The following is a 13764-nucleotide window of genomic DNA, read 5'->3' as shown; positions in this document are numbered from 1 at the left end:
CGTGAGCGCGACATCCCCCGCCGGCGCCGTCGACGACCGCCCCGACGCCGATCCTGACTGGTCGGCGGCGCTGCGGCGCGTCCTCGCCGACGGCAACCAGCCGGCCCTGGTCGCGCAGCCGATCGTCGATCTCGGATCCGGCGCCGTCGCCGGCTTCGAGCTGCTGTCGCGCTTCCCGGCCGATCCCGCCGCCACCCCGGACCGGTGGTTCGCCGCGGCCGACCGGCTCGGCTTCGCCCCCGACCTGACCGCGCGCGTGGTGCAGCGGGCCCTCGCGTTGCGGCCCGAATTGCCGTCCAACACCTTCATCACGATCAACGCCGAGCCGCACCTCGTGCCGCACCCCGCCGTCCGCGACGCGCTGCTGGGCGCCGGCCGCCTGGACCGGGTCGTGATCGAGCTGACCGAGCACGTACGGGCGTCGGACGACGCGGCGCTGCGTGCCGTCCTCGACCAGATCCGCGAGCAGGGTGGGCTGATCGCCGTCGACGACGCGGGCACCGGCTACTCCGGTCTGGAGCAGCTCATGTCGGTGCGCCCCGACATCGTCAAGCTGGACCGGGCGCTGGTCACCGGTATCGACCACGACCCGGTCCGGCGCAGCATGGTGGAGCTGATGGGCGAGCTGGCCAGCCGGATGGACGGTTGGCTACTCGCCGAGGGCGTGGAGACCGAGGGCGAGCTGCGCAGCCTCGCGTCGCTCGGCGTGCCGCTGGTGCAGGGTTGGCTGCTCGGCCGGCCGGCGACCGGCTGGCCCAGCCTCGCCGGGGCCGTCACCGAGCTGCTGCGCGACTGCATGCTGCGGGTGAGCCTCACCGAACACATCATCCACCTGGTCCGGGACTGCGACATCGTCACCGAGCCGCCCGGCCCGGCGGTCCCGTCGACGGCCCGGACCCGCGCCACCGCCGTCCTGGTCGATCCGGAGGGCCGGCCGCGCAGCGTGCTCGTCCCCGGCCCGGACAGCGTCGCGTACGTCGTCCCGGCGATGACCGTCGCGCCGTCCTCGGCGCCGCACGACGTGGCCCGCCGGGCGCTGGCCCGCCCGGCGTGGCAGCGGGGCGCGCCACTGGTCTGCACCGATGCCAGCGGTCACGTGCTCGGCGTGCTCGACGTGGGCGAGCTGGTCGACGCGGCGATGGCCGCCGCCAGCCGCTAGCCACCCACCGGTCCCGCGGGACTGTGTCACAGGAAGGGAAAACTCATGAAGAAGTTCCGTTGTGGAGACGTCGTGCCGGGCTGCGCCTCGGTGTTCACCGGGCACGAGAACGAGATCCTCGCCGCCGTCGCCGTGCACGCCCGCGAGCAGCACCGGATCGCCGAGGTCCCCGAGCAGCTCGTCGTCCAGATCCGGCAGGCGATGACACGGCTGTGAACCGCGGTTCACCGCGCGGCTGTCTTCCCGTCGCGGCTACGGACCGCTACCGTGCGATACGGGCCGGGGCGTCGATCGATGCCCCGCGCGGGAAGGCCCGGTAGGGAGAGGACCGCGATGCTCTCTGTTCGGCACGGACGCGCGGGCCGACGATGGGGCGGACTCGCGCTCGTCGCGGCCGTCGTGGTCGCCGCCACGCCGGCGCCGGCGTCGGCCCGGGTGGATCGGCCGTTCCCACGTCCGAAGCCGGTGGCCGGGCTGCACGCCGGCCAGGCCGGGGTGAAGACGTTCGCGGCCCAGGAAGCGGTGGCACGGCTCGCGCCGTACGGCGCGGTCGAGCCCGGTGAGTACGGCGAGGCGCTGGCGAGCCTGCGCGGCCTGCCCGGAACCGTGAGCCCCTGGCTCGAGGTCACCCGGCGGGCGTACGACTCGGACGATCCCGACTACCGCGACCCCGAATACTCCAACTCCGGCAGCGGCTGGGGAAACGTGGCCGGCCGGGTCACCGGGTTGGCCGCCGGTAACGGCTACATCTTCGCCGGCGGCGCCAACGGTGGGGTGTTCCGCAAGAAGCTCGGTCCGGGCGGGCAGTGGAAGCCGATCTCGGACGGGATCCTGGCCCTGTCCACCGGCGACCTCAGCTACGACGCCGCCACCGACACCCTCTGGTACGCCACCGGCGAGGCCAACACCGGCGCCACCTCGTACACGGGGGCCGGGGTCTACCGGCTGCGTCACGCCAGCCGCGCGGGCGCGTTCAGCCAGCACGACCGGGTCGGCGGCGCGGAGCTCGAGTCGCGCAGCATCAACAAGCTCCGGTTCGACGGCGCCGGCACGGTCTACGCGGCGACGAGCCGCGGCCTGTGGCGGCACTCGACCGACCCGGCGCGGCACGCCCAGCCGTGGGAGCAGGTGTTCCTGCCGAACCCGGCGTCCGACGGCGACATCACCAAACCGTACGACAACATCGTCAACGACGTGCTGATCCAGCCGGGCAGCGGCGGTCGCACGGTGTTGGCGAACGCCGCCTGGCGCTCGGGCGCCGCCTACAACGGCTACTACCTGTCCACCGCCGGGGGCGGACCGGACTCGTTCGACCGGGTGACGCTCACGGGCGAGATCGACGCCGCCGACGTCGGCAACGCCGAGTTTGCCGCCGCGGCCGACGGCAGCCGCCTCTACCTCGTCCAGGAGAGCCCCGCCGGCCTGGCCGCCGCCGGGAGCGCGCTGGCCGGGGTGTTCACCTCCACCACCGGCGTGACGGGTCCGTGGACCCGGATCGCCGACTCCACCACGCTGGAGAAGTCGGGCTCGGCGATCGGGGTCGCCGAGGAGTATCCCGTCGGCGTGCAGGCCTGGTACAACAATTTCGTCGCGGTCGATCCGACCGACCCGCGGCACGTCTACGTGGGGCTCGAAGAGGTCTACGAGACGGAGGACGCCGGCACGACCTGGAAGACGGTCGGTCCCTACTGGAACGTTGGTTTCGACTGCTTCGACCCCGCCGAGCCGAGCGGTGGCTGCCCCGCCACCCCGCACCCCGACCAGCACTCCATCGCGTTCGCCGGCGACACGGTGCTGATCGGAAACGACGGCGGCGTCTACTCCCGACCGCGCGCCCCGACGCGCAGCGCCGAGAACGCGGCCGGGCACGCGACCGACTGGACCAACCACAACGACGGGCTGCGGACCCTGCAGTACTACTCCGTGGGCACCGGCCGTGACCCCAACGGGCGCGGCTTCGCGGTCGCCGGTGGGCTCCAGGACAACGGCGGTTCCCTGCTGCGCGCCGGTGCGCGCGACCAGGTCAGCCCGTTCGGCGGCGACGGCGGCGACATCATCGTCAACCCCCGCAACGGCTGCCAGATCCTCGACGAGTACGTCTTCCTGGCGCTCTGGGTGACGAAGAACTGCGGCCGCAGCCGGGGCGACACCAGCGCGGTCTTCGATCTCACCGTGCCCGACGTCAACGCGCGCTTCACCGCCCCGTTCCGGGTGGTGCGCGGGTCGAAGAACGTCGGCGACGGGGCCAGCGAGCGCTGGGTGGCCGGCGGCAACTCGTTCTGGCGGCACGACCACGGCTTCAGCTACTCGCGGGAGCAGGCGGCGGCCGACCCGGACCGGGGCTGGCAGCAGCTGCACAAACTGGACACCACCGGCGCGCGGCTGATCGTCGGAATGGACGCCGTCGCCGACCGCACGGCTCCGGCCGACCCGTCGAAGGACGTCTACATCGCGTCGTGGTGCGGCCAGACGAACTGCAACAGCGCCGGCTTCACCCGCGGCGTCGTCACCAACTGGGGCGGCGTCTGGACCGAGCTCGACCTGACCGGTCTGCCCAACCGCTACCCGAACGCGGTGACCTTCGACCCGTCCGACCCGACCAACTCCACCGTCTACCTGGTCTTCAACGGCTTCAACCGGCGCTTCATCGAAGGGCCGGGGGCCGGGGTCAAGCACGTCTACCGCGGCACGCTCACGAAGACGCTCACCGGCGTGCAGGCGTCCTGGACCGATCTGTCGGTCGGGTTCCCGGACATCCCCGCCACCGACGTGGTCGTGGTCGGCGACAAGCTCGTCGTCGGCACCGACCTCGGGGTGCTGGTCGCCGACCGCCGGGCCACCCCGGAGACGGTGCGGTGGCGGCGGGTCGGGCTGCCCTCCGGGTCGACCGCGTTCGCGCTGCCGTTGACCGCGGTCTTCGACCTGCACGTCAGCGCCGACGGCTTCCTGTACGCGGCGACGCACGGCCGCGGCATCTGGAAGACCCCGCTGCTGCTGCTCTGACACTCGCCGCGCCGACGGCGCAGCACGGGGTGCAGGGCCGAGCGGTCGTCAGCGGCAGACGGGGTAGAGGCGGCGGGTGCCGGCGCCGGCGGCGTACGCGGCCGGGTCGCTGAACCGGCAGCCGTAGTCCGGGCGCGCGAGCGTCGCCCGGTCGCTCACCGGATCGCCGGCCGGGCGGTTGCCCCCGCGCACCCACCGCACCAGGTCGTCCCAGGCCGTGCCCACCTCGACGTCGCTGAACTCGCAGTGCTGCGTCGCGCGGATGGCGCGCTGGACGAGCAGCCGGCCGCGGCCCTGCCGCGCGACGTCGGCCGCGTACGCCTGCTCCATCGAGAACGGCACGAACAGGTCGCCGAGGTTGTGCAGGGAGAGCACCGGCGCGGACGGCCGGCCCGCGATCCGCGGCACCGGGGTGAGCGCGGGGGAGAGCCGGTCGCGCAGGTTCTGCGGGGCGACCCGGCGCACGATCGCGTCGACGTCGACCGGGGAGCCGGGCCGGTAGCGGGTGAACAGGTTCGTCGCGAGCTGGTCGGGGCGCTGCGCCGGAGAGTCCCCGGCCGCGGTCGTGCCGATCGCGAAGAGGAAGTTCTTCCAGGTGGCGAACGCCGCGTCGGCGCCGGGGCGCGGGCCGCCCGAGCGCTCGACGACGATCGCCCGGAACTGCCGGCCCCGCGCGGTGGTGGGCTCCGGCGCGGTCGGCGTCAGCGCGTCCAGACCGAGCCGGGACTGGATGCGCGGCACGGCGCCGGTGAGGTAGTCGGCGGGGAGCGGATAGGCGTCGACGCCGGCCAGCGCCTGGGCCACCAGGTTGTAGTCGAGGAAGAAGTCGAGCAGCGTGTGGTCGCCCATCACCCCGCACATCGGCAGCGCCCCGGCGTAGAAGCCCGGGTACTGCTCCAGCGACCGTCCGATGATGTAGCCGCCCATCGACACGCCCGCGAGGTAGGTGCGGTGTGGACGGCCGACGACCCGGCCGAAGAGGTCGGCCAGCTCGCGGGTGCCGAGCACGCCGGCGCGGATGTCGAAGCCGTTGGTGGCGTACGACGAGGCGGCCCACGCGTACCCGGCGTCGAGCAGCCGCTGCCGCAGCCCGAAACCGGGCGGGTCCACGGTGAGCACCGTGCCCTGGCCGCGGTAGCCGTGCGCCCACATGAGCAGCTCGCCGTTCCACCGCGGCGGCACCTCGATGGCGTACGCGGCGTGCCGGTGCACGCCCTGCCGCACCTGCGCGGGGCGGCCGTGGACGAGTGCGGGCCGCAGCGGCGGGTTGTCGATCGTGTAGCCGGGTAGCGGCCGGTCGCCGGGGGTCCCGTGGGCCCGCGCCGGCGCGGCGGTGAGACCGACGATGAGGGCGACGCCGGTGGCGGCGGCAAGCAGGCGGCGGGAAAGACGCGCGGGCCGTGTCCGCATGGCGGCTCCTGGCGGGGCGGGCCGTCCTCGCGGGCGGCGTCCGATGTGGATGTCAACCGGCCGGTAACGATCCGAACCTAGGTCGCCGCGGTGAGCGCTGTCAATGAAAGGGCCCCTCGCCGTGGCGTCAGACCGGTCGCGAGGGGCCCTTTCGGCGTATCTCAGGCGAGGCCGGCCCGCCGCAGCGCGTCGGCCATCGCCCCTCCGCCGCCCGAGCCGCCCTGGCCCGGACCGCCACGGCCCTGGCCCGGACCGCCGCGGCCCTGCGCCGGACCGCCACGGCCCTGCCGCGGCTGGCCGTCGCGGCGGTCGGGACGTGCCCCGCCGTCGCGCCCGCGATCCGGCCGGGCGCCCCCGGCCGGTCCCTGCTGGCCGCCGGCCTCGACCTCGTCCTCCAGGCGCAGCGTCAGCGAGATCCGCTTGCGCGGCACGTCGACGTCCAGCACCTTCACCCGGACGATGTCGCCCGGCTTGACCACGTCGCGCGGGTCCTTGACGAAGGTGCGGGACATCGCCGAGACGTGCACCAGGCCGTCCTGGTGCACGCCGACGTCGACGAACGCGCCGAACGCGGCCACGTTGGTCACCACGCCCTCCAGCAGCATCCCCGGCACCAGGTCGCTGATCTTCTCCACGCCGTCGGCGAAGGTCGCGGTCTTGAAGGCGGGGCGCGGGTCACGACCCGGCTTCTCCAACTCCTTGAAGATGTCGGTGACGGTCGGCAGCCCGAACGTGTCGTCGACGAACTGCTGCGGCTTGAGGGTGCGCAGCGCCGCGGTGTTGCCGATCAGCGTCCGCAGGTCGGTGCCGGTGTGCGCGAGAATGCGCCGGACCACCGGGTACGCCTCCGGGTGCACGCTGGAGCTGTCCAGCGGGTCGTCGCCGCCGGGGATGCGCAGGAAGCCGGCGCACTGCTCGAACGCCTTCGGCCCGAGCCGCGGCACCTCCTTGAGCGCGCTGCGGGACCGGAACGGGCCGTTGGCGTCCCGGTGCAGCACGATGTTCTCGGCCAGCCCGGCGGCGATGCCCGAGACGCGGGTCAGCAGCGGCGCGGAGGCGGTGTTCACATCGACCCCGACCGCGTTGACGCAGTCCTCGACGACCGCGTCGAGCGAGCGGGAGAGCTTGGCCTCGGCGAGGTCGTGCTGGTACTGCCCGACGCCGATGGAGCGTGGGTCGATCTTGACGAGTTCGGCGAGCGGGTCCTGCAGCCGCCGCGCGATCGAGACCGCGCCGCGCAGCGAGACGTCCAGGCCGGGCAGTTCCTGGGAGGCGTACGCCGAGGCGGAGTAGACCGAGGCGCCGGCCTCGGAGACCACGATCTTGGTGAGGTTCAGCTCCGGATGCCGCTTGATCAGGTCACCGGCGAGCTTGTCGGTCTCCCGCGACGCGGTGCCGTTGCCGATCGCGATCAACTCGACCCCGTGCGCCGCGGCCAGCCGGGCCAGCACGTCGATCGACGAGTCCCACTGCCGCCGCGGCTCGTGCGGGTAGATCGTCTCGGTCGCCACCACCTTGCCGGTGGCATCCACCACCGCCACCTTCACGCCGGTGCGCAGGCCGGGGTCGAGCCCCATCGTCGGGCGGGTCCCGGCCGGCGCCGCGAGCAGCAGGTCACGCAGGTTCGCGGCGAAGACCCGCACCGCCTCGTCCTCGGCCGCCTGCCACAGCCGCATCCGCAGGTCCGCGCCCAGGTGGATCAGGATCCGGGTACGCCAGGCCCAGCGCACGGTGTCGGCCAGCCACCGGTCGCCGGGGCGCCCCCGGTCGGCGACGCCGAAGCGCTGCGCGATCCGCGTCTCGTACGCGCTCGGCCCGACCGCCGGCTCCGCCTGCGGCTCGTCCGGCTCCATCGTCAGGTCGAGGACCTGCTCCTTCTCGCCCCGGAACATGGCCAGGATCCGGTGCGACGGCAGCTTGGTGAACGGTTCGGCGAAGTCGAAGTAGTCGGCGAACTTCGCCCCCGCCTCCTGCTGGCCGTCCCGGACCTTGGCGCTCAGCCGGCCCCGCGACCACATCTGCTCGCGCAGTTCGCCGATCAGGTCGGCGTCCTCGGCGAACCGCTCGACCAGGATCGCCCGCGCGCCGTCCAGCGCGGCCGCCGCGTCGGTGACCCCCTTGGCCTCGTCGACGAAGCCGGCCGCCGTGGCACGCGGATCCAGCGTCGGGTCGGCGAGCAGCTGGTCGGCGAGCGGCTCCAGCCCCGCCTCCCGGGCGATCTGCGCCTTCGTCCGCCGCTTCGGCTTGTACGGGAGGTAGATGTCCTCCAGCCGCGCCTTCGAGTCGGCCGCCAGGATCTGCTCGGTGAGCGCGTCGTCGAGCTTGCCCTGGCTGCGGATCGACTCCAGGATCGCGGCGCGCCGCTCCTCCAGCTCGCGCAGGTACCGCAGCCGCTCCTCCAGGGTGCGCAGCTGCGCGTCGTCGAGCGTGCCGGTCACCTCCTTGCGGTACCGGGCGATGAACGGCACGGTGGCGCCGCCGTCGAGCAGCTCAACGGCCGCCCTCACCTGCTCCTCGCGTACGCCGATTTCTTCCGCGATCCGCTGATGGATAGCCGTCGTCACGATCCTGTTCCGCCTTCTGCCTGGGGTACGGGCTGCATTGTGCAGAATTTCCCCCCGGTTGTCGCGCCGCCCCGCCCGCGTGGCGGCGTGGCCCACGCCGCGCGCGGTCCCCGGGGGTCGCGGTCGGTCACGCCTGCTCGCCCGGCGCCAGCCACCGGTAGCCGTGGTCGGTCTCCCGGCCGAACCAGCCGTTGATGCTGCCCAGGCCGCGGTCGTTGACCATCCCGTCGTGGATCGGCACGGTGCGCTCGGGGTCGACCGCCCGGACGAAGTCGATCGCCTCGTCCAGCTTCAGCCACGGGGCGTGCACCGGCACGAGCAGCGTCTCGACCGGGCGCTCCGGCAGGTGCAGCGCGTCGCCGGGGTGGTAGAGACGCTCGTCGACCAGGTAGCCGAGGTTGGCGCAGTCGGGTTGCCCGCCGTAGATGAACGCGTGGCGCCCGCCGACGGCCCGTACCGAAAAGCCCGCGGCGGTGAACTCGTCGCCCGCGTTCACCCGGGTCACGTCCAGGCCGGGGACCGCGATGCCGGGGATGTCGGCGTCGGCGGGGACGAATACCGGCACGCCGAGGCCGGCCAGCCGGAGGACGTCGATGTGGTCGGCGTGCTCGTGTGTCACGAGGACCGCCTCCGCGCCGGTGAGCGCCGCCGGCTCGCTCCACACGCCGGGGTCGATGACGAGGACGCGCCCGTCGTGCTCGAGTCGTACGCAGGCGTGCGTGTACTTCGTGATCAGCATGGCTAGAACGTACGCCGTCGGCGGGACGGCCGTGCGCACTGGCCGGGTCAGCGCACGGCCGTGACCGCCTCGTCGACGCCGGTCAGGAGAGCGCGCAGCGTGCGCGGCAGGTTCGCGTCGATCCGGGCCAGCTGCTCGCGCACCGGCGGGCCGTAGACGTCGACGAACCACCCGTCCAGGCCGGTCGCCCGGACGATCTCGGCGAGCAGCGCGGTGCGGGCGTCGACCGGCGCGGGCGCCCCGAGCGCGTGTCCCAGCCGCACCCGCGGCCCGACTGCCCGGGCGGCGTCGACCGCGGGGTACCGGGCGGTGCGACGCCGGGTCACCGGGTGCCGCACCTCGGCGATCCGGATCAGCCCGCGGGCCGCGAGGTCCTCCGCGACCGCCGCCGTCAGCCCGTCGCACAGGTATTCGATCCAGGCGCGCACGGACCGGCGCTCGGCGCGCTGCCGCAGCTCGGCGATGAGCGGGTCGCCGATCGGGTCGCCGACCGGACGGGAGTCCATCAGCGCGACGGCCCGGTCCAGCACGGTGAGCCGGCCGGCCAGCACCAGACCGGCGAGCACGGAGCCGGCGAGCCCGACGGCCAGCAGGTCGCCGCCGAGTAGCGCCCGGCCGGTGCGGTCGTCGTGCGCGATCAGGAAGAACTCCTCGGCGAGAGTGAACCCCGGACCCGTGTCGGCAGTGAGCATCGAGGTCTCCCGCGGGGGCGTGGCGGCTGACGCCGCGACATTACCGGGCGCGGATCCCGTCGTCGTTACGTTAGCGTCAGATCATGAACCGCCCCGACGACCCTCGCGCCCGCCGCCTGTTCGGCGACGCCAGCACCGCCCACGGCGACCTGGCCCTGAGCCCGTTCCGGGTGGACCGGGACCGGATCGTCGCCTCACCGTTCTTCGCCCGCCTCGGCGGCGTCACCCAGGTGATCAGCCCGGGCGGTTCGGGGCTGCTCGTGCACAACCGGCTCACCCACAGCCTCAAGGTGGCCCAGGCGGGGCGGGCGATCGCCGAGCGGTTGACCGGCGACGACCGCTACCGGGACCTGCTGGACAAGCTCGGTGGCTGCGACCCGGACGTGGTCGAGGCCGCGGCGCTCGCGCACGACCTCGGCCACCCGCCCTTCGGCCACCTCGGCGAGCGGGTGCTGGACCGGCTGGCGCGGGAACGGCTCGGCCTGCGCGACGGCTTCGAGGGCAACGCGCAGTCGTACCGGATCGTCACCAGCACCGAGCTGCGCGGCGCCGCGACGATCGGGCTGGACCTCACCGCCGCGGTCCGGGCGGCGATCCTGAAGTACCCGTGGACCCGGCAGGGCTATCCCGACCCGCACCCGCGCCACCTCGCGGTGCCGCCGCGCGGCGCGGCCGCACCGCCGGAGGATCCGGCCAGCGGGTCGCTGAAGTTCGGGGCGTACTCGACGGAGGCCGCGGACCTGCGGCGGGCGCGCGAGCCGTTCGCCGGCCGGATCGCGGACTGGCAGCAGACCGTCGAGGCATCGATCATGGACACGGCCGACGACATCGCGTACGCGATCCACGACGTCGAGGACTTCCACCGGGTCGGCGTGCTGCAGCAGGGGTCGGTCGCCGGTGAGCTGATGGCGTGGCAGCGGGAGGCCGCCGAGCTGCGCGGCCTGCCGGAGCCGGCGTTGGAGGTCGCGGCCCGCCGGCCGGGGCGCTCGATCGAGCGGCTGCGGCGGCAGCTGCACCGCAAGGACGGTTGGATCGCTGACGACGGGGCGTTCGCGGCCGCCGTGGAGCACGTCCGGCGGGAACTGGTGGACGGGCTGCTGGGGGCGCCCTTCGACGGCTCGATCGAGGCGGAGCAGTACGTCGCCGGCTTCTCGGCGCGGTGGACGCGGCGCCTGGTCGACGCGATCGAGGTGGTGCCGGACCCGCCGGTGCGCTCCGGGCACGTCCGGCTGGCCGTCGCGCAGTGGCACGAGGTTCAGGTGCTCAAGTTCGTGCACCACCGCTTCGTGCTGGCCCGGCCGGATCTGGCGCTGCACCAGCGCGGCCAGGCGGCGCTGCTGGCGACCCTCGTCGAGGCGCTGCTGGCCTGGTTGCTGGACCCCGAGGAGGCGTCCCGGCTGCCGCGGCGGCTGCACGATCTCGTCGAGCTCGCCGAGGCGGAGCTGCCGGCCGACGCACCGGACCGGCACGCCCAGGCGCGGGGCCGGGCGATCATCGACCACGTCGCGTCGCTGACCGACAGCCAGGCGGTGGCGTTGCTGGACGCGCTCTCCGGGCGCTCCGGTCAGCTCTGGACCGACGCCTTCGTGCTCTGACCGGTCGCTGCCGCCGTGCGGCGATCGGTTGCGCTGCCGCTGTGCGGCGATCGGTTGCGCTGCCGCCGTGCGGCGATCGGTCGGGAGCTACGCGAGCGGTCAGTCCCGCCAGCTGAAGTCGAGGTCGTTGAGGCTGGCGCCGATCCGCACGCCCTGCAGCACCGTCAGCAGCGCGTCGCGCCGGCGGTCCCGGCTGACCGTGTCCGCGGCGTCCGCGTTGAGCTGCACGTATCGGCCCCAGACCAGCTGTTCGATCTCCTCGGCCAGCACCAGCAGGCGCCGGCAGCGCAGGTTGGGGCAGGCGTAGTACCGCGCGCTGCGGGCGGAGTAGACCGGGACGAGCCGGCGTTCGCCGCAGTAGAGGAGTCCGCGCAGGAAGTACGGGTCGGAGCGGGACCCGCGCGGTTGAGCCGTGACCATGATGCCCATCGTCGATCGCCTCCCGCCCAGATACACGTACGGCGATCCCGTCCGGTTCGGGCGGATCCGCGGAGTGTGACCGCGACGGCGGGTCGGAATCGGGTTACGGGAAAGGATGGGAACTCCAGACCTTGCGGAAATTCACCTCGGTATCCGCCCGGAGCGCGACCCGGTCGTTGAAACCGGGCAAAGTCGCCCCGGTAGTTCACCGGGACGGCGCCCATCGAGGAGTCAGGAGGCTCCGCCCGTGAAGCTCACCTTCATCCGCAAGACCGTGCTGTCGAACCAGACCAACTGCCCGTCGCTGTACCGCACCGACCGCAACACCTTCGTCGTGCAGGGATGGCGGGTCAGCGACGAGGAGGCGCTGTCCCAGCTCGACATCCCGCCGCACGAGACCGTGGTCGAGGTGCCCGTCGACGTGCTCGCGGAGATCGCGCGGAACGCGTGACCTGTGGCGGCTCACCGGCGGCCCCCGCGTGGGGCCGGTCCCGGCCGGTGAGCCGCCGTGCCCGGACGCCCGCCGGGCTCAGCCCAGCCCGTCCGCGGACGTCAGGTTCTGCAGCCGCACCTGACCGCGCGCGATCAGCCGCTGCTCGGCGTCGGTGATCTCCACCTGCCAGAGCTGCTGGCTGCGGCCGCGGTGCAGCGGGGTGGCGACGGCGGTCAGCTCACCGTCGCGCACGGCGCGCAGGAAGTCGGTCTGGTTGGAGACCCCCACGACCTGGCCGCGGTCGCCGAGCCAGACCGCGGCGGCGATGCTCGCCGCGGTCTCCACGGCCGAGGCGTAGACGCCGCCGTGCACGATCCCGTACGGCTGCAGCAGGTGCGGTTTCACCTCGAACCGCAGCGCCACCCGATCGCCCGAGAGCTCCGTGATCTCCAGCCCGAGTGCCCCGGCGAACCCGCCCATCTCCATTGCCTGCACGGCGCCACCCTTCGTGATGTTGGGGACCCGAGCCTAGCCCCGGCGCCGCGGCACGCCTCAGCGGCGGGCGCCGATCGGGATCTCCTCCACCCGCGGCGCGCCGGCCTGCCGGGGCAGCGCCGGGGCCGGCCGGCGGCCGGCGAGCAGCCGCATCGCGGGCAGCTCGACCCAGCGGTGCAGCGGCACCGCGAGCGCGTACGAGATCAGCAACAGCGCCGCGGTGAGCGCGAGCGCGGCGGGCAGCGACCACGTCCGCTCCCGGCCGATCAGCTCCATCGCGGTGACGATGACGACGAGGTGGATCAGGAAGAACGCGTACGACACCTCGCCGAGGTGCTGCGTCGCCCGGCCCCGCCACACCGACCGGCTGCCGCGCAGGTCGGCGAGGGCCGCGGCCGGGATCAGCAGCGCGGTGGCGACGATGGTGCCGGCGGTGTCGCGGGTCTCGGCGGGCAGCCAATCCACGATCAGGTAGTTGCCGGCGAAGATCAGCATCGCGAGGCCGAGGGCCGGCCCGCGCCACGCGCCGGTGGCGACCAGCCGGGCCAGCACGATGCCGAGCGCGAACTCGAGCATCCGGGTGAGCGGGAAGACGTAGACGAACCACCGGCGGTGCTCCGGCGCGACGGCGAGCTCGGCGATCGTCGGCATCAGCCAGACGCCCGCGACCAGCGCGACGGTCAGCACGCGCAGCGACCCGGTGCCGAGTCGCCGTAGTCCCGCGTAGAGCAGTGGGAAACAGAGGTAGAACGCGGCCTCGCAGGAGAGCGACCAGGTGACCGGGTTGAGGCCGAGGTAGACGACGTCGCGGGTGTCCCACGCCTGCACCAGCAGTCCGGTGCGGATCAGCAGGTCGGTGAGGATCGGCGGGATCCGGTCGGTGAGTGCCAACCCGGCGAGCGCGAACCCGAGCGCCGCCAGGTGTGCGGGGTAGACCCGGGCGATCCGGCCCCGCCAGAACCGCAGGGTGCTCAGTCCGGGCCGCGCCGACCAGGTGAGCACGAAGCCGGAGAGCACGAAGAAGAACGAGACCCCGAGGTCGCCGGCGTCGAGGAGCACCTGCGCGATCCGGTGCTGGGTCGGATCGGCGAGCGGGATCATCGAGTACGCGTGGACGCCGAAGACGAGCAGGGCGGCGGCGAAGCGCAGACCGGTCAGCGAGGGCAGCCGCCGGGCAGCGGGTTGCGGCTCGGACAGGATGCCTTTCCTTCCGTACCGGGGGACGCGCCGTCGACCTCGGCGCACCCGCTCGGC

12 protein-coding genes are annotated in these 13764 nt (G+C 73.7%); 5 read left to right on the top strand and 7 right to left on the bottom strand.

Annotated elements, in window-relative coordinates; genetic code table 11:
* The first annotated feature begins 1 nt into the window (after position 1).
* The 3 genes from BLW47_RS06255 (at position 2) to BLW47_RS06245 (ending at position 4162) form a co-directional block, all read left to right on the top strand.
* Positions 2-1159 carry an EAL domain-containing protein gene (locus tag BLW47_RS06255; protein WP_217634792.1) on the top strand — a complete coding sequence of 386 codons (1158 nt, stop codon included), beginning with the start codon at positions 2-4 and terminating at the stop codon, positions 1157-1159.
* Between the two features lie 45 nt (positions 1160-1204).
* Positions 1205-1375, top strand: a complete 171-nt coding sequence (locus BLW47_RS06250) for a DUF1059 domain-containing protein (protein ID WP_091552800.1) — start codon at positions 1205-1207, stop codon at positions 1373-1375.
* Positions 1376-1492: 117 nt separating this feature from the next.
* Positions 1493-4162, top strand: a complete 2670-nt coding sequence (locus BLW47_RS06245; protein WP_139307169.1) for a glycosyl hydrolase — start codon at positions 1493-1495, stop codon at positions 4160-4162.
* Between the two features lie 48 nt (positions 4163-4210).
* Here BLW47_RS06245 and BLW47_RS06240 read toward each other — a convergent pair whose 3' ends face one another.
* The 4 genes from BLW47_RS06240 to BLW47_RS06225 all read right to left on the bottom strand — a co-directional run bounded on the left by BLW47_RS06240 (position 4211) and on the right by BLW47_RS06225 (position 9567).
* Positions 4211-5572: a hypothetical protein gene (locus tag BLW47_RS06240; RefSeq protein WP_091552795.1), complete on the bottom strand. Its 1362-nt coding sequence runs from the start codon at positions 5570-5572 to the stop codon at positions 4211-4213.
* A 161-nt stretch (positions 5573-5733) separates the two neighbouring features.
* On the bottom strand, positions 5734-8136 hold the full coding sequence (locus tag BLW47_RS06235) for a Tex family protein (protein WP_091552793.1): 2403 nt from the start codon (positions 8134-8136) through the stop codon (positions 5734-5736).
* A 127-nt stretch (positions 8137-8263) separates the two neighbouring features.
* Positions 8264-8875 carry an MBL fold metallo-hydrolase gene (locus tag BLW47_RS06230; protein WP_091552791.1) on the bottom strand — a complete coding sequence of 204 codons (612 nt, stop codon included), beginning with the start codon at positions 8873-8875 and terminating at the stop codon, positions 8264-8266.
* Positions 8876-8922: 47 nt separating this feature from the next.
* Positions 8923-9567 (bottom strand): GOLPH3/VPS74 family protein, encoded by a 645-nt coding sequence (locus BLW47_RS06225; protein WP_091552789.1) that lies wholly within the window; start codon positions 9565-9567, stop codon positions 8923-8925.
* Between the two features lie 83 nt (positions 9568-9650).
* On the opposite strand from BLW47_RS06225, the gene BLW47_RS06220 reads away from it, so the two are divergent.
* Positions 9651-11162 (top strand): deoxyguanosinetriphosphate triphosphohydrolase family protein, encoded by a 1512-nt coding sequence (locus BLW47_RS06220; RefSeq protein WP_091552787.1) that lies wholly within the window; start codon positions 9651-9653, stop codon positions 11160-11162.
* Between the two features lie 99 nt (positions 11163-11261).
* Here BLW47_RS06220 and BLW47_RS06215 read toward each other — a convergent pair whose 3' ends face one another.
* Positions 11262-11582 carry a recombinase zinc ribbon domain-containing protein gene (locus BLW47_RS06215; RefSeq protein WP_139307168.1) on the bottom strand — a complete coding sequence of 107 codons (321 nt, stop codon included), beginning with the start codon at positions 11580-11582 and terminating at the stop codon, positions 11262-11264.
* 247 nt (positions 11583-11829) lie between these two features.
* Here BLW47_RS06215 and BLW47_RS06210 point away from each other — a divergent pair, with 247 nt between their 5' ends.
* Positions 11830-12033: a hypothetical protein gene (locus BLW47_RS06210; RefSeq protein ID WP_091552783.1), complete on the top strand. Its 204-nt coding sequence runs from the start codon at positions 11830-11832 to the stop codon at positions 12031-12033.
* A 78-nt stretch (positions 12034-12111) separates the two neighbouring features.
* Here the strand turns inward: BLW47_RS06210 and BLW47_RS06205 are convergent, their stop codons facing one another.
* Together BLW47_RS06205 and BLW47_RS06200 are read right to left on the bottom strand one after the other, a co-directional pair.
* Positions 12112-12501 (bottom strand): PaaI family thioesterase, encoded by a 390-nt coding sequence (locus BLW47_RS06205; protein ID WP_091552780.1) that lies wholly within the window; start codon positions 12499-12501, stop codon positions 12112-12114.
* A gap of 66 nt (positions 12502-12567) precedes the next feature.
* Positions 12568-13755: an acyltransferase family protein gene (locus tag BLW47_RS06200; protein WP_175543517.1), complete on the bottom strand. Its 1188-nt coding sequence runs from the start codon at positions 13753-13755 to the stop codon at positions 12568-12570.
* Between the last annotated feature and the right edge of the window lie 9 nt (positions 13756-13764).

This window comes from Micromonospora pattaloongensis (genome assembly GCF_900107255.1).
In the GTDB taxonomy this organism is placed as follows: Bacteria; Actinomycetota; Actinomycetes; order Mycobacteriales; family Micromonosporaceae; genus Micromonospora_I; species Micromonospora_I pattaloongensis.
Note: the sequence above shows the minus strand (reverse complement) of the source record. Positions and strands in the feature narration are given on the sequence as shown.

Bases quoted from the DNA above. Each gene is read 5' to 3' on its own strand.
- BLW47_RS06250 (WP_091552800.1), top strand. From the start codon at position 1,205: ATGAAGAAGTTCCGTTGTGGAGACGTCGTGCCGGGCTGCGCCTCGGTG.
- BLW47_RS06245 (WP_139307169.1), top strand. From the start codon at position 1,493: ATGCTCTCTGTTCGGCACGGACGCGCGGGCCGACGATGGGGCGGACTC.
- BLW47_RS06240 (WP_091552795.1), bottom strand. From the start codon at position 5,572: ATGCGGACACGGCCCGCGCGTCTTTCCCGCCGCCTGCTTGCCGCCGCC.
- BLW47_RS06230 (WP_091552791.1), bottom strand. From the start codon at position 8,875: ATGCTGATCACGAAGTACACGCACGCCTGCGTACGACTCGAGCACGAC.
- BLW47_RS06225 (WP_091552789.1), bottom strand. From the start codon at position 9,567: ATGCTCACTGCCGACACGGGTCCGGGGTTCACTCTCGCCGAGGAGTTC.
- BLW47_RS06220 (WP_091552787.1), top strand. From the start codon at position 9,651: ATGAACCGCCCCGACGACCCTCGCGCCCGCCGCCTGTTCGGCGACGCC.
- BLW47_RS06215 (WP_139307168.1), bottom strand. From the start codon at position 11,582: ATGGTCACGGCTCAACCGCGCGGGTCCCGCTCCGACCCGTACTTCCTG.
- BLW47_RS06205 (WP_091552780.1), bottom strand. From the start codon at position 12,501: ATGGAGATGGGCGGGTTCGCCGGGGCACTCGGGCTGGAGATCACGGAG.